Genomic DNA, 15,814 nt, shown 5'->3' on the forward strand with positions numbered 1-15,814 from the left:
ACCACGACCACGACAACGACGACCACGGCTACGACAACGACGACAACGGCGACCACGGCGGCAAGGGCGACCACTGAGTGACAACCCCCGCTCGCCGAAGCCCACGGACACGACACGACACACACCGGACCCCGGCCCGCCGTAATCGGGCCGGAGCCCACCCGACAACCGCATGACACACAGGACACAGAATCCCGGCCCGCCGTAATCGGGCCGGGCTTCTGTGTCGCCACCGGCCCGGAAGCGTCCACCCGGGTGTGCACACCCCGCGCCGGCCCGGATCGTCATCTGTCCGCCACGGCACCGGACGCCACGACGTCGCCCGGCGGCCCCGGCGAGCCTGGCGGCACGGCCACGTGCGGAACAGACGGCCCCTGTCCTGCACAGCGCGCGGTGACACCCACCCGCACCGGCATGACCGGCACCCGGCGGACGCCCGGAGCCACGGTCTCGCATGCGGTGGGACGCCAGGTGCTTCTGGGGCCATGGACCCGCACCCACGGCACACACCTCTCCCCCTGCTCGCCGATGGCCCCTCACACCTCACGGGCAGCGGCTTCCCCCGGCTGGGAGACACGGCGAGCGTGCGGCATCGCACAGCGACAAAGAGGGACGAGACGACGAGCGGCGCAGGGAGCCGGGTCCGCGTCAGGGATCACGTGCTCACCTCGACAGTCACTCACCGGCCTCACTCGAGACAGAGCCTGACGCCGAGTCAGCGCACCACGGAGCACTCGTCCAGGACGAGGACGGCGTCCTCCCCGGCTTCCGCCTCGTCCGCCGCCACGGCCACGCCGGCCACCCGCACCGCCGCGGTGGCGGCTTCCGCGGCGAGCGGCGGCGGAGAAAGCGTCGGCAGGTGTCTTGTGGCACGGCACGCGAGCGCCTACAGTTCCCGCGGCTCGCAGAGAAGGACAGTGTCAGCGCCATGCACAGAGTGACAAGGGACGACGCGGACGCGTCCTCGCACAGCGCCACCCGGCCGTTGAGCACCGTGATGAAGGCGCTGGCGCTGCTCGACTTCCTGGCCGGCTCGGACGAACCCGTCCGCGTGTCCTCGCTCGCCCGCGCGGTCGGATCCTCGCGCGGCGAGGTGCACCGGCAGCTGGTCACGCTCGAGGCCGCCGGCTGGATGGAACAGCTGCCCGACGGCTCCTACCGGCTCACCCTGCGCCCGGCCCACCTGGGACACACCGCGCTGCGCCAGGCCGGGGTCGGCGAACGCACCGCCCCGCTGCTCGCCGAGGCCGCCCGGGCCTGCGGTGAGGTGGTGAGCATCGCCGTGCTGGACGGCGACACGGCCCGCGTGGTCCAGCGTGCCGAACCCGGCCGTCCGCTGCGTGCCACCCTGCTGCCGGGCGACCGGCTCGGCCTGTGCAGCAGTGCCACCGGACGGCTGCTGTGCGCGCTGGCCGGCGAGAAGACGCTCGCGGCGCTGGCCCGGCGTGGGGTGCCGCTGCCGTCGGCGGGCGACCTGGCGGTGATCCGGTCGAACGGCTGGGCGGCGTCGGCCGACGGAGCGGAGGACGGGATCATCACCCTGGCGGTCCCCCTGCGCCGGGAGGACGGCGAGGCCGTCGCCGCGCTCAGCGTGCACGGTCCGCGGGAGCGGCTCACCCCGACCGGTGCGCTGGCGGTGCTGCGTCCGCTGGCACGCCGTGTCGAGCCGTTGCTGCGCCTGGACGGTGCCGCATTCGGCGTGCGGGCCTGAACCACTTCCCTCCCGGGTCACACCTGGGCGGCGCGCACGCGGTCCGCCCCGTGGTGCCCCGCCCCGTCGTCCCCTCGCCGGGGGCGCGGACGGACCTGCCTGTGCCGCGTTATATATTTGTGGTATGCATATACCTTCCGACGGCGGCGACGGCCTGTCGGACGAGCGACGCATCGAGACCGCTGCCCGCGGCATGCTGCGCGACCTGGGAAGACTCAACCGAGCGCTGTTCCGCGCCGCCGACTTCGGGCTGAGCCACAGCGAGGTGTCCGTACTCGACGCGCTGGCCGCGGCGCCGCTGCGGGTCACCGAACTCGCTGCCCGCACCGGCATGGTCCAGCCCCGCGTCACCGTGATCCTGCAGAAGCTGCAGGAGCGTGACCTGGTCACCCGCCGACGCTGCACAGCGGACCGGCGTGCCGTCGAGACCAGCATCACGCCCGCCGGACGGCACCTGCTCGACCAGGGACGGCAGCGCATGGCCGCGGCCCTGCTGAGCGCACTGCACACCACCCCCGTCGAGGACTGCGAGCGCGTCGTGTGCGCCGCCCGCCAGTCCGTCGCCACTCTCGCCGAAGCCATGGATCCCGTATCGGAGGCCAGTTGACAAGCCCGGACACCACCCGGCAGGACACCCGGAAGACCACCGCCCCGAGCTCGGGCACCAGCGCGAGTCCGCCGAAGGCCGCGCACACCGGCACAGTCCCCCGACGGGTCTCCGGTCCGCCCAGGTGGTGGGACTGGGTGCTGGTCACCGACCCCGGACTCGGGCAGCTGCAGGCCGGCTGGCGGACGCTGGTGGCGATGTGCACCTCGCTCGCGGTGGGCTACGGCATGGCCGAGGCGCTCGGCATCCCGGCCATGATCGGCATGATGACCGCAGGGATGATGGGCCTGATGAGCGCCTTCGCGGTGGCCGGCAACACCTGGCTCCAGCTGGCCAGGCCCATCCTGTGGATGCCGTTCCCGTACAGCGCGGTGCTCCTGCTGGCCGCGAAGCTGCACCACGACCGCGCCCTGGAGATCGGGCTGGACGTCGTGGCGCTCGCCCTCACCTTCCTGCTGGCACGGTACGGGCCGATGGCCCTGCTGACGGGCATGATGCTGTTCAACGGCCTGATGGTCGGCATCATCGTGCAGCTGCCGCCGGCCATGGTGGGCAAGGTGTTCGCCGTGGCGCTGGTGTCCGCGTCGGCGGTGCTGATCACCCGGCTGCTGCTGTGCCACCCGATGCCGCGTGAGGATCTGCTGCGCACGCAGCGGGCGTTCGTCGTGGAGGCCCGGCGGCTGGCGGACACCACGGTGGACGCCCTGGACCCGGAGGCCCGCATCGACCGGGTCGAGCGCCGGATGAACCGCTCGCTGCGCCGTCTGAACATGGTGACGGTCACCATCGACGCGCGTCTCGCCCAGCCCGAGGCCGCCACCGACCCCGTCGTGGCCGAGCTGCTGCACCGCCACCTGTTCGACGCCGAGCTGGCGCTGCGCGGCATCGCCCAGGCGGTGCGGGTCCTGGCCGCGCAGTCGCCGCCCGAGGAGCTGCGCCAGGCGCTCGCGGTGGGACTGCTGCTGGCCCGTGACACCCCGCCGGCCGAGGCCGGCTGCCTGCGGCCGGCCGTGGAGACGATCCGCGAGCAGACCGAGGTGATCCTGCGCGATCCGCACGCCGACCCCGAGGCCGCCGAGTGCGCGGCCCTGGCCCGCCGGGTCGCCGACCTGCTGGACTCCCTGGCCGAGTCGCTGATCAGCTGGCTGACGCTGGGCTCGCAGACCTGCGCCGACCGTGCCGCGGTGCCGTTCCAGGCCGCCGTCGCACTGGAGAACAACCGGATCCCGGGTTCCGCCGAGCCGACGCGGCGTGCGCTGACCGCCCGGACGCAGCGCGGATGGCAGCGTGTCGTCCCCTACGTGCGTGCCCCGCTGCACGCGGGCGTGGCCGCCGCCGTCGTCTGCCCGATCGCCGAGGCCGTCGACCCGCAGCGGTTCTACTGGGGGCTGGTCGGCGTGATGATCACGCTGTTCGGCACCAACACCACCCACGAGCGGCTGCGCAAGTTCGGCCACCGCATGGCCGGCACCGTCGTCGGCGCGGTGATCGGCGTGCTGCTGCTGCGTCTGATCGGCCACGACCACATCTACTGGACGCTGGCCGTCATCGTGCTGGGTCTGTCCTTCGGGGCCTGGGGCATGCAGCGCGCCTACGCGCTGTGGGTCGTCGGGCTGGTCGCTGCGCTGGTCCAGATGTACGGCTTGACCACGCCGGACGGCGATATGAACCATCTGCTCGGCGAGCGTCTGCTGGACAACGGCATCGGTGTCCTGGTGGCGACGGCGTGCGCGGCACTGATCTTCCCGCTGTCCACCCGGACCGTCGTCCGCGAGGCCGAGCACGGGTACGTCCAGGCCGTGCAGAAGCTGCTCACCCAGGTCGCGGCCCGCTGGGAGCGGCCGGACAGCCCGGTGCGGCTGCGGGGCGCGGCGCGGGCCGTGGACGTGGCGCTGTTCCAGCTCGCGGAGGTCTCCCGGCCCCTGGTGCGCATGCCGCTGGGGGTGCGCGGACGCGGGCCGCACCACCGGATGGCCCTGCTGAACACGGCCACCGCGCACGCCCGGGCGCTGGCCGCCGCGGCGGATGTCGACATCGACCTCTCCCCCGCGCTGTCCGAGCGCATCCAGCTGATCACCGAGACGCTCACCGGTTCCCTGCGCGTGCTCGACCATCATCTGGCCAACGGCACCGCTCAGGGTGAGTGGCGCCGTGTCGGCCCGCTGGTGCGGGAGATGCAGACGGCGCTGCGGCCCGCCGCTCGGGGGCCGCGTGCCCAGCGGCTGCAGACGGCGCTGCACGAACTGGACGCCCTCGACACGGCCCTCGCGGCCTACGCGGAGCAGCGCGGCCTGACCGTGACGTCCGGCACCGGCCTGTCCGGCCGGCCGCAGTCCGGTGCCGGCCGGCAGCACCGCGCGGGTGCCGCTCCGTCGGGCCGGGGCCGCCGGGCCACGCAGCCGGCGGCCACCGCGACCGTCGCACGCCCGGACGCCGGCGCCGCCGCACCCCTGGTGCCCGTGAACGGCACGGTCGGCTGCGCCGACCACCCCGCCGGCTGCCCGGCTCGGATCACCGTCGTCAACGCGCGCGGGCAGCGGGTCGCGCACACCTACACCGAGGCCGGCCGCTACCGGCTCGGTCTGCGCCCGGGTCATCACACCCTGGTGGTGTCCGCACCCGGCCATTCCCCGCGCGCGGAGTCCGTCACGGTGGCCACGTCGCAGCCGCGGATCCAGCGGGACATCCGTCTGTAGGCGCCGGCACCGGCACACCCCAGCGGGTGTGCCGCAGCGAAGCGGACGGCGGGCCACGACACGGCTCGCCGGCCGCCCGTGTGTGCGGCCCTGCCGCGTCGGCGTCGTCCCCGGCGGGAATCACCGGCCGTCTTGTCTTGGTTGACCCGACCACGTGTGACAGTGTTGGCCGGAAGTGCCGAGGCCGGGAGCATGCCATGGACACGGTGACCCCGACGAACGACATTGCCGACAAGCTGCGGGGCCGGTTCATGGTGTCCGCGAAGGGGTGGTGGCCGGCCGGCTCGTTGCTGCTGATCGTGGCGATCCCGGTGGCCGACCATTTCCTGCCCCCGTACGTCCATCTCGCCCATCTGCTGGCCGTCGCGGTGGTGATCACCGCCATGGGGTCCGGTCCGGCGACCACCGCGGTCGTCGGCGTGCTCGCGGTGCTCGCCCTGGTCTGCGCGTCGGTCGATCGGAACACGCTGGCGAGCGAGAGCGTCCTGGTGGAGCTGCTGTCGCTGGGTGCGGTCGGCGCCCTGATGACGTTGCTGACGTTCCTTCGGCGCCGGCGGGCACAGGAGCTGACGCGGGCGCGCCGGGTGTCGGACGCGGCCCAGCGGGTGCTCCTGCGGCCCCTGCCGCCGCGGTCCGGTCCGGTGTCCCTGGCCTCGGTGTACCGCAGTGCCGAGGCCGACACATGCGTCGGCGGCGATCTGTACGCGGTGGCCCGCACCCGTGGGTCGACCCGGCTGGTGATCGGGGACGTCCGCGGCAAGGGGCTGGCCTCCATCAGCGACACGGCCATCGTGCTGGGGGCCTTCCGGGCCGCCGCGCATCGCGAGCTGCCGCTGCCGGAGCTGGTGGCCTCCGTGGAGGAGGCGGTCCGCTGGGGTCTGGTGGAGTTCTCCGAGCCGGGCGAGGACGCCCGGGAGCGGTTCGTGACGGCGGTGTTCGTGGACATCCCGGACGACCGGCGGGTGGTCAGCCTGATCAGTTGCGGGCATCCGCCGCCCCTGCTGCTGCGCGGCGGCGCCGCCGCGACCGCGCTGGTCGTGCCCGAGCCCGCGCCGCCGCTCGGTCTCGGCACGATCTCCCGGGGCATGTATGCCACCGCGGCGTTCCGCTTCGCGCCCGGTGACCGGATGCTGCTGTACACCGACGGTGCGACCGAGGCACGCGACGACCGGGGAGTGTTCTATCCCCTGGCCGAGCGTGCCGCGGCCTGGGCCGAGGACCGGCCCGAGCAGCTGCTGCACCGGATCACCACCGATCTGCAGGCCTGGACGGGCGGCCGGCTCGACGACGACCTGGCCATGGTCGTCGTCCAACGGGAGCAGGGTTCGTCGACCGTCTGCGCGAAGGGACAATGTGACCGAGCGAAGGCCGGCGGCGAACGGGAGGGCACATGACGGCGGACACACACAGCGCGGGCGCCTCGGACACACACAGCGTGGGCGCCTTGGTGTTCGACGGCATGAAGATGCTCGATCTGTCCGGTCCGGCCGAGGTGTTCAGCGAGGCCAACCGGTTCGGGGCGCGCTACCGGCTGAGTCTTGTCTCGGTGGGCGGGGAGCCGGTGCACACGTCCATCGGCCTGCGGGTGCCGGTGGACGGCGACGCGCGGGCCGCCACGGTCTTCGGCACCCTGCTCGTGATCGGCGGCGATTTGCTGCCCGGCTCCCCGGTCGATCCCGGACTCGCCGCGGCCGCGAAGACGCTCGCGGAGCGGGCGGGGCGGGTGGCCTCGGTGTGCACCGGCGCCTTCGTGCTGGCCGAGGCCGGGCTGCTGGACGGCAGACGTGCCACGACCCACTGGGAGCACGCCGCCACGCTGGCCCGTCGCTGCCCGTCCGCCCGGGTGGAACCGGACGCCATCTTCGTCAAGGACGGGAACACCTACACCTCGGCGGGTGTCACCGCGGGCATCGATCTGGCGCTCGCCCTGGTCGAGCACGACCACGGCCCCGACCTGGCCCGGCAGGTGGCCCGCTCGCTGGTGGTGCACATGCAACGGGCCGGAGGACAGTCGCAGTTCTCCGCCTCGCTGCAGGGCCCGGCCCCGAAGACCCCCGTTCTGAGACTGGTGCAGGAGGCCGTCCAGGCCGATCCGACCGCCGACCACAGCCTGGAGGCGCTGGCCGCGCGTGTGCGGGTCAGCCCGCGGCATCTGACCCGGATGTTCCGCGCCGAGCTGGACACCACGCCCGGCAGGTATGTGGAGCTGATCCGTTTCGACCTGGCCAAGGCGCTGCTGGACGCCGGGCACAACGCCACCGAGGCCGCGGCGAAGTCGGGTTTCCCGAGCTACGAGAGCCTGCGGCGTGCCTTCGCCCGCCACCTCGGCCTGTCCCCCACCCGGTACCAGCAGCGTTTCGCCACGACCGGGCGCGCGTCCCGCCCCCGCACGCCGGCCGGGCCCGCGGGGGCGGTGACGTCATGACCGTATTCGAGGGATTCCCGGCCGTTCCGTAGCGGACACGGCGGCTGCCCCTCTCGGAGAGTGAAGACGTAATCGATCCCCCTTCTTCCGAGGAGCGACCGCCATGACCGAGAAGATCGCCGGTGTGGAGATCCCTGACAGCAAGCTCGTGCAGGAGGCCACCGAACTCATCCGTGACACCACTCCGCCCCTGATCTTCCATCACTCCCGCCGGGTGTACCTGTTCGGCAGCCTGCAGGCCGCAGCGCTGGGCATCCAGCCGGACCCGGAACTGCTGTACGTGGCGGCGCTGTTCCACGACACCGGGCTGGTGCCGCCGTACCGCAGCGACGACCAGCGCTTCGAGATGGACGGCGCCGACCAGGCGCGCGCCTTCCTGCTGGCTCATGACGTGCCGCAGGCGGCCGCGGACACCGTCTGGACGGCCGTCGCCCTGCACACCACCCCGGAGGTGCCGTACAAGATGGCCCCGGAGATCGCGGCGACCACCGCCGGGGTGGAGACGGACGTGCTGGGGCTGAATCTGGCCCACCTCTCCCGGGAGCAGATCGACGCGGTGACCGCCGCACACCCGCGTCCCGACTTCAAGCGGCAGATCCTCCAGGCGTTCACCGAGGGCTTCCGGCACCGCCCCGCCACCACCTTCGGCACGGTGAACGCGGACGTGCTGGAGCACTTCGTGCCCGGCTTCCGGCGCATCGACTTCGTCGACGTCATCCAGGACTCCGCCTGGCCCGAGTGAGGCGTGCCCGGCGCGGTGACGCGGTCGGCTCCGCGGCCGGCCCGGGTAAGTCCCGGCACCGGTGAGGCGTGGGCGCCCCGCCGGTGCCGCTCCTTTTCGGCCGCCCTGTCCGTTGCGCGGGCCCGGCGGGCGGGTCGTGTAGGTTCGGGTGGGCGCCGCGCGGCCGGCCGAAGGCCGCCGTTCCGCAGCCGCGGCGCCGGTGTCCAAACGAGGGAGGTGCGGCGGTGGCCGAGCAGAGGCGGAACGGCGGTGGCGCCACCGCCGGGACGCCCGCCGAGCGGACCGTGCGGGTGCGCAACCCGCGCGGACAGGGCGAGCGGCTGCGGGAGGAGATCCTGCGGGCGGCCGGGGGCCTGCTGGAGCAGGTGGGCAGCGAGGACGCGCTGTCGTTGCGCGCGGTGGCCCGGGAGGTCGGCATCGCGACCCCGAGCATCTACCGCCACTTCTCCGACAAGACCGACCTGGTGTGGGCGGTGCTGGCCGAGCACTACGAGCGGCTGGCCGGGATCATGGCCGAGGCCGACGCCTCGGCACCCGCCGACGATCCGCTGGAGCGGCTGCGCTCCCAGCTGACCGCGTACTGCCGTTTCGCGGTGGCGAACCCGGCGAAGTACCGCCTGATGTGCGAGACCTGGCAGACCCCTGTGGACGAGGAACGCCTGCACGGTCACCCGGCGGGGCTGCTGCTGCGCGGTCTGAGCCGGGCGCTCACCGCGTGCGAGGAGGGCGGCTGGCGGGTGCGGGGCACCCGCGAGGAGGCGCCGTACATGCTGTGGTACGCGCTGCACGGCCGGATCGCTCTGTGGCAGGTCATGCCGCGCCGCAAGGACACCGTCCGGCTGGACCGGTTCGTCGACGAACTGCTGAACCTGATGCTGGAGCGCTGACGCGGCACCCCGCCGCGCACGGGCCGCAGGCCTGTGACCATCCGGCGCCTCGACGCCCCCTGCGCAACGCTCCCGTCCGGCGCGCCCGTCGCCCGTCCGCTCGTCCACCGACCCTCCGGTCGGTCTTCACCATGTCTGCGACAGGGGTCACGGCACACCCTGGGGATACAGATGTAAGCTAACAGCTGTTAGCCAACGTCTCCTCCTCAAGGAGCGGCATGACCACCGCACCTCTCCCCCCACTTCCCACCCGGCCTCCTTCCGGCTGCCCCTTCGATCCGCCCGAGGGCCTTGACCGGCTGCGGGCCGAGGAGCCCCTGTCGAAGGTCGCCCTGGACGACGGCACCTGGGCCTGGCTGGCCACCCGCTACGCGGATGTGCGGGCGATCCTCGGTGACGCCCGCTTCAGCTCGGACACCAACACTCCCGGTTATCCGGTCAGCGGCATGACCGGCGGCGGGCCGCGTCCCGGCGCCACCCGCGGCTTCATCCGCATGGACCCGCCCGAGCACACCCGGCTGCGCCGCATGGTCACCCGCGACTTCATGGTCAAGCGGGTCGAGGAGCTGCGCCCGACCCTGCAGAAGCTCACCGACGAGCTGTGCGACGCCATGGAACGCGTCGACCGCTCCGAGCACCCCGTCGACCTGGTCAAGGCCCTCGCTCTGCCGCTGCCGTCGCTCGCCATCAGCCTGCTGCTGGGCGTGCCCTACGAGGACCACGAGACCTTCCAGCGGCTCACCGGCGCCCTGCTCTCCCGGGAGATCTCCGAGGAGGACCGGGGCGCGGCCCGGGCCGAGCTCCTGGAGTACATCGACCGCCTCGTCGAGTCGAAGAAGTCCGAGCCGGGCGACGACATCCTCAGCCGGCTGGTCACCGAGCGGTACGACAAGGGCGAGCTGACCCACGAGGACCTCGTCGCGTTCGCCGTCCTGCTGCTGGTCGCCGGGCACGAGACGACGGCCAACATGATCGGTCTGAGCGCCCTGACCCTGATGCTCGACCGGGACACCGCCGGCCGGCTGCGCGAGGACCCCGCCCTGATCCGCGGTGCCGTCGAGGAGCTGCTGCGCTTCCACAGCATCATCCGCAACGGCCCGCGCCGCGCCGCTCTGGAGGACGTCGAGGTCGGCGGGCAGCTGATCCGCAAGGGCGAGGGCGTCATCGTGGCCGTGCCGTCCGCCAACCGGGACGAGGACGTCTTCCCCGATGCCGGCCGGCTCGACATCCGCCGCCCCAACGCCCAGCACCACGTGGCCTTCGGCTACGGCATCCACCAGTGCCTGGGGCAGGCGCTGGCCCGCGCCGAGCTGCAGGTGGTCATCACCACCCTGCTGCGCCGCTTCCCCACGATGCGCCCGGCCGTGCCGCTGGAGGAGATCCCCTTCCGCACCGACATGGTCATCTACGGCTGCCACGCCCTGCCGGTCACCTGGTGACCTCTCCCGTCGCGCATCACCCCCCCACCTCACAAGGAGCACCCCATGCAGATCACCATCGACGAGGCGAAATGCTGCGGCGCCGGCCAGTGCGTGCTGGTGGCCCCCGAGGTCTTCGACCAGCGGGACGAGGACGGCATCGTCGTGCTGCTCGACGCCTCCCCGGCCGCCGCACAGCACGCCGCGGTCCGTGAGGCCGCCACCATCTGCCCGGCCGCGGCCATCCAGGTGCGGCAATGACCGCCGCCCGACACCGCATCGCCGTGGTGGGCGCGGCCGCGGCCGGTCTGGCCGCGGCGGAGGCGCTGCGCCGCCTTGGCTGGGACGGGGTGATCACCCTCGTCGGCGACGAACCCCGGCCGCCCTACGACCGGCCGCCGCTGTCCAAGCAGGTCCTCAGCGGAGCCTGGGAGCCGGAGCGGACCACGCTGCGGGACACCTCCCAGCTCGCCGCGCTGGACCTGGACCTCAGGCTGGGCACCCGCGCGGTCGCCTACGACCCGGTGGAGCGCACGCTCACCCTGGACGGCGACCGCGGGGACGTGCTGCGGTGCGCCGGGGTGATCGCCGCCACCGGGGTCACGCCGCGCACCCTGCCCGGCACCGACGGGCTGCGGGGCGTGCACGTGCTGCGGACCCTGGACGACGCGCTTGCCCTGCGCCGGCGGCTGGCCGTGCCCGGCCGGCGGCTGGCCGTCGTCGGCAGCGGCGTGCTCGGCGCCGAGGCCGCCGCCGTGGCCCGCGCCCTGGGCCATCACGTGGAGCTGATCGGCAGCCAGGCCACCCCGATGGAGCGGGTGCTGGGCCGTGAGGTCGGGGAGCTGCTGGCCGAGGTGCACCGCGCCCACGGCGTCGCCCTGCGTCCGGGGCGGGCGGCCACCGGTGTCAGGGCCGAGTCGGGCCGGGCGACCGGCGTCGTCCTCACCGACGGCACCGTGGTGGAGGCCGACGACGTCCTGCTGGCCGTCGGCTCCGTCCCCGCCGTCGACTGGCTGCGCGGCCCCGGTGCCGAGGCGGCGGGTGTGGACCTGTCCGACGGGCTGGGCTGCGACGAGTTCTGCGCCGCGGCCGAGGGGCTGTACGGCGCCGGGGACGTGGCCCGCTGGTACCACCCGGTGCTGCGGCGGCATCTGCGGGTCGAGCACCGGATGAACGCCGGCGAGCAGGGCCTGGCCGCCGCCCGCAACCTGCTGGCCGAGCTGGACCCGGAACGTTTCGGCGAGCGCCGTCCCTTCGCTCCCGTGCCCTACTTCTGGTCCGACCAGTACGACCTGAAACTGCAGGCGTACGGGGTCCTGGCCGGGGCGGAGCGCACCGAGGTGCTCCAGCTCGGGAAGGATCCGCTGCGGCTGGCCGCCCTGTACGGGACGTCCGGTCACGCCACCGGCGCCCTGGCGATCGGACTGACCCCTCGCCAGGCGCGGTCGCTGCGCGGGCTGGTCGCCACGCCGGCCGACTGGGCGCAGGCCCGTGCACGGCTGGCGGAGGCGGTGGACGCCTGAGACGCCGTGCCCACCGCTGCGTGCCCCGCTCTCCCGCGAGCGGGGCACGCGTCCGCCCGGGCCGCGAGACGGACGGGACAGGGGGTTCCGCGTCACGGCCGAGCTGCGATCATGGGCTGACCGACGGCAGGCCCGCCGCCGGCCCGCCTCAGCCAGCAGGAGGTCCCATGGCCCTCGACGTCGAAGCGATCCGCGCGCACATCCCCGCGCTGAAGTCCGGCTCCGCGCGTTTCGACGCACCCGGCGGCACCCAGATGCCGCAGCCGGTCATCGAGGCGATCGCCGAGGCCCTGAGCCGTCCGCTGGCCAACCGGGGACAGGTCACGGAGGGCGAGCGCAACGCGGACGCCCTGGTCACGCAGGCCCGGGCGGCCCTGGGGGACCTGCTCGGGGTGCAGCCGCGGGGCGTGGTGTTCGGCCGCAGCGCGACCCAGCTGGCGTACGACCTGTCCCGGACGCTCGCCAAGGACTGGAGGCCGGGCGACGAGGTGGTCGTCACCCGGCTGGACCACGACTCCAACATCCGCCCGTGGGTGCAGGCGGCCCAGGCCGCGGGCGCCACGGTGCGCTGGGCGGACTTCGACCCGGACACCGGTGAGCTGCGCCCGGAGCATGTGGCGGCGGTGCTGACCGAGCGCACCCGGCTGGTCGCGGTGACCGCGGCCTCCAACCTGACCGGCACCCGCCCCGACGTCCCGGCCCTGGCCGCGCCGGCGCACGAGGCGGGTGCCCTGCTGCACGTGGACGCGGTGCACTACGCCGCGCACGCCGCCGTCGACCTGGCCGCGCTGGGTGCGGACACCCTGGTGTGCTCGCCGTACAAGTTCCTCGGGCCGCACCTGGGGGTGCTGGCGGCCGACCCGGAGTTCCTGCAGACCCTGCGCCCGGACAAGCTGCTGCCCTCCAGCGATGCGGTGCCCGAGCGGTTCGAGCTGGGCACGCTGCCGTACGAGCTGCTGGCCGGCACCCGGGCCGCGGTGGACTTCCTCGCGGGGCTGGAGCCGGAGGCCCGCGGCAGCCGCCGGGAGCGTCTGGTGGCCTCCTTCGCGGCGCTGGAGTCGCACGAGGACGCGCTGCGCGCACGGATCGAGCAGGGCCTGGCGGACCTCGGCGGGATCACCGTGCACTCGCGGGCCGCGCACCGTACGCCGACGCTGCTGTTCACCGTGGCGGGCATGGCTCCGGCCGAGGTCTCGCGGCATCTGGCCGAGCACGCCGTGGACGCCCCCGCGGGGACGTTCTACGCGGTCGAGGCCGCGCACCGGCTCGGTCTGGGCGACGAGGGCGGTGTCCGTGTCGGGCTGGCGCCCTACAGCAGTGCCGAGGACGTCGACCGGCTGCTGGCGGCGCTGTCCCGGCTGCCCCGCTGACGGCCCGGGGCGGGCGCGGCGCGGACCTGCGGGCATGCGCGGCTGCACAGGGCCCCGCGCGCACCCGCGCCCCGCGCCGGACGCCCGCCGGGTCAGCCCAGCGGCAGGGTGACCTCGCCGGTTCCCTCGGCGCTCGCCCCGCCCGGCACGCGGACGGTGAAGGGGGCGTCGGTGCCGTCGGCGGTGACCCGCAGCACGTCGCCCTCGCGCCGGACCCGGTAGGTGGCGGCCGGGGCGCCCGTGCGGTCGGGGACGGTGACCTCGTGCGTGCAGCCGGGCGCGGCGGCCGGGTGGACGAGGAGGGTGAGGCCGGCCAGCCAGTCGCCGTCGGGGCGCCGGTCGTCGGCGGCCAGCGGCAGCACGGCGCCCTCGCGGACGTACAGCGGCAGGCTGTCGAAGCCGTGCCGCTCGGTGCGCCAGGCCGGGCCGGTGACCCGCTCGCCGCTGAGCAGATGCGTCCAGGTGCCCTCGGGGAGGTACACCTCCACCGTGCCGTCCTCGCTGAACACCGGCGCGACCAGCAGGTCGGGGCCGAGCATGTACTGGCGGTCCAGGGTTCGGCAGGCCGGGTCGTGCGGGAACTCCAGGACCATGGGCCGCATCACCGGCACACCCGTGCGGTGCGCCTCGACGGCGGCGCCGTACAGGTACGGCATGAGGCGGTGTTTGAGCAGGGTGAAACGCCGGGCGACGTCGACCGCCTCCTCGCCGAACGCCCACGGCACCCGGTAGGACGACGATCCGTGCAGGCGGCTGTGGGAGGACAGCAGGCCGAAGGCCAGCCAGCGTTTGAACACCGCCGGGTCGGGTGTGCCCTCGAAGCCGCCGATGTCGTGGCTCCAGAAACCGAAGCCGCTCAGCGACAGCGACAGCCCGCCCCGGAGGGACTCGGCCATCGCCTCGAAGGAGGACCAGCAGTCGCCGCCCCAGTGCACCGGGTACTGCTGGCCGCCGGCGGTGGCGGAGCGGGCGAAGAGGACCGCCTCGCCCCGGCCGCGTTCCCGCTCCAGCAGCTCGAAGACGGTCCGGTTGTACAGGTGGGTGTAGTAGTTGTGCATCCGCTCCGGGTCGCTTCCGTCGTGCCAGACGACGTCGGTGGGAATGCGCTCGCCGAAGTCCGTCTTGAAGCAGTCCACGCCCTGGTCCAGCAGCGGCTTCAGCTTGGACTGGAACCACGCGCGGGCGGCGGGGCTGGTGAAGTCGACCAGGCCCATGCCGGCCTGCCACAGGTCCCACTGCCACACGTCGCCGTTCGGGCGGCGCACCAGGTGTCCCAGCGCGGCCGCCTCCTCGAACAGGGGCGACTTCTGCGCGATGTAGGGGTTGATCCACACACTGATCCGCAGGCCCTTGTCCTTGAGCCGGGCCAGCATGCCCTCCGGGTCGGGGAACACCTCCGGGTCCCAGGCGAAGTCGCACCACTGGTACTCGCGCATCCAGAAGCAGTCGAAGTGGAAGACGGACAGCGGGATGCCGCGCTCGGCCATGCCGTCGACGAAGGACGTCACGGTGTGCTCGTCGTAGTCGGTGGTGAAGGAGGTGGTGAGCCACAGGCCGAACGACCAGGCGGGCGGCAGGGCGGGCCGGCCGGTGAGGGCCGTGTAGCGGGTGAGCACGTCCTTCGGGGCGGGCCCGGCGACGACGTAGTACTCCAGGCTCTGGTCCTCGACGCTGAACTGGACCTGTCCCACGGACTCCGAGCCGATCTCGTAGGAGACCTTCCCGGGGTGGTTGACGAAGACGCCGTAGCCGCGTGAGGAGAGGTGGAACGGCACGTTCTTGTAGGCCTGTTCGCTGCTGGTGCCGCCGTCGGCCTGCCAGATGTCGACGACCTGTCCGTTCTTGACGAACGGGGTGAAGCGCTCGCCGAGGCCGTAGATCTGCTCGCCCACGCCGAGCCCGAGCCGGGTCAGCATGTGATGGGCTCCGTCGGGGGTGGTGGCGAAGGCGGTGCTGCGCGCGCCGGCGCGGGTCAGTTCGCGCCCGTCGGCGTCGTGGAAGCTCAGCGTCCACGGTCGTGAGCTGTCCAGGCGCACGGTGAGCGGGCCGCTGGTCAGCTCGGTGACGGCGCCGTCCTGGCGGACCGTACCCGCGCCGTCCGCCGGGCCGCCGAGGGCGAACTCGGGGCCCGGGCGCCGGGTGCCCGCGTGATGGGTGACCCGGACGCCGATCACACCCTCCAGGGGGGAGAAACACTCGGCGGTGAGCAGCGGCGCGTTCAGGGTGTCCCCTCGGTGCGTCACCTTCTTCACGGCGGCATAGCTGGTGAAGCGCTTCGCTTCGGCACGCACATCACGCACCTGTGTGGCATAGGAGATCTGCACGCCGTCGCGGATACGCCAGAAGCCATCGGTGAACTTCATCATCTTCCTCAAGGGAGCGGGGGCCGGCGGAGAGCGGTACGGGAGCGCCCCGGACGAGAGGCGATCGTACAC

Annotated in this window: 12 protein-coding genes; 11 read left to right on the forward strand and 1 reads right to left on the reverse strand. The window is 73.5% G+C overall.

Annotated elements, in window-relative coordinates:
* The first annotated feature begins 928 nt into the window (after positions 1-928).
* From IE286_RS17660 to IE286_RS17710, 11 genes are all read left to right on the forward strand, one after another.
* Entirely contained in the window at positions 929-1,711 is a 783-nt protein-coding gene (locus IE286_RS17660) for an IclR family transcriptional regulator (protein WP_189797726.1), read from the forward strand.
* Between the two features lie 124 nt (positions 1,712-1,835).
* Complete coding sequence (locus tag IE286_RS17665) at positions 1,836-2,318, forward strand: MarR family winged helix-turn-helix transcriptional regulator (protein WP_189797727.1); 483 nt, start codon at positions 1,836-1,838, stop codon at positions 2,316-2,318.
* On the forward strand, positions 2,315-5,014 hold the full coding sequence (locus IE286_RS17670) for an FUSC family protein (RefSeq protein WP_229863029.1): 2,700 nt from the start codon (positions 2,315-2,317) through the stop codon (positions 5,012-5,014). The genes IE286_RS17665 and IE286_RS17670 overlap by 4 nt, the downstream gene beginning before the upstream one ends.
* Positions 5,015-5,211: 197 nt before the next feature.
* Complete coding sequence (locus IE286_RS17675) at positions 5,212-6,408, forward strand: PP2C family protein-serine/threonine phosphatase (RefSeq protein ID WP_189797728.1); 1,197 nt, start codon at positions 5,212-5,214, stop codon at positions 6,406-6,408.
* Complete coding sequence (locus tag IE286_RS17680) at positions 6,405-7,439, forward strand: GlxA family transcriptional regulator (RefSeq protein ID WP_189797729.1); 1,035 nt, start codon at positions 6,405-6,407, stop codon at positions 7,437-7,439. The genes IE286_RS17675 and IE286_RS17680 overlap by 4 nt, the downstream gene beginning before the upstream one ends.
* A gap of 103 nt (positions 7,440-7,542) precedes the next feature.
* Positions 7,543-8,181: an HD domain-containing protein gene (locus tag IE286_RS17685; protein WP_189797730.1), complete on the forward strand. Its 639-nt coding sequence runs from the start codon at positions 7,543-7,545 to the stop codon at positions 8,179-8,181.
* A gap of 224 nt (positions 8,182-8,405) precedes the next feature.
* Entirely contained in the window at positions 8,406-9,068 is a 663-nt protein-coding gene (locus tag IE286_RS17690) for a TetR/AcrR family transcriptional regulator (RefSeq protein WP_229863031.1), read from the forward strand.
* A gap of 218 nt (positions 9,069-9,286) precedes the next feature.
* Positions 9,287-10,507: a cytochrome P450 gene (locus IE286_RS17695; RefSeq protein ID WP_189797731.1), complete on the forward strand. Its 1,221-nt coding sequence runs from the start codon at positions 9,287-9,289 to the stop codon at positions 10,505-10,507.
* Positions 10,508-10,552: 45 nt separating this feature from the next.
* Positions 10,553-10,747 carry a ferredoxin gene (locus IE286_RS17700; protein ID WP_189797732.1) on the forward strand — a complete coding sequence of 65 codons (195 nt, stop codon included), beginning with the start codon at positions 10,553-10,555 and terminating at the stop codon, positions 10,745-10,747.
* A complete protein-coding gene (locus tag IE286_RS17705) occupies positions 10,744-12,009 on the forward strand; it encodes an NAD(P)/FAD-dependent oxidoreductase (RefSeq protein WP_189797733.1) in 1,266 nt (421 codons plus the stop codon). The genes IE286_RS17700 and IE286_RS17705 overlap by 4 nt, the downstream gene beginning before the upstream one ends.
* 167 nt (positions 12,010-12,176) lie before the next feature.
* Positions 12,177-13,379 (forward strand): cysteine desulfurase-like protein, encoded by a 1,203-nt coding sequence (locus tag IE286_RS17710; RefSeq protein WP_189797734.1) that lies wholly within the window; start codon positions 12,177-12,179, stop codon positions 13,377-13,379.
* A gap of 92 nt (positions 13,380-13,471) precedes the next feature.
* On the opposite strand, the gene yicI is transcribed toward IE286_RS17710, so the two are convergent.
* The gene (gene yicI, locus IE286_RS17715; protein ID WP_189797735.1) at positions 13,472-15,742 is read right to left on the reverse strand and encodes an alpha-xylosidase; all 2,271 of its coding nucleotides are present in this window, start codon (positions 15,740-15,742) and stop codon (positions 13,472-13,474) included.
* Positions 15,743-15,814 lie beyond the last annotated feature (72 nt).

The sequence above is a fragment of the Streptomyces thermodiastaticus genome, assembly GCF_014656135.1.
GTDB lineage: Bacteria > Actinomycetota > Actinomycetes > Streptomycetales > Streptomycetaceae > Streptomyces > Streptomyces thermodiastaticus.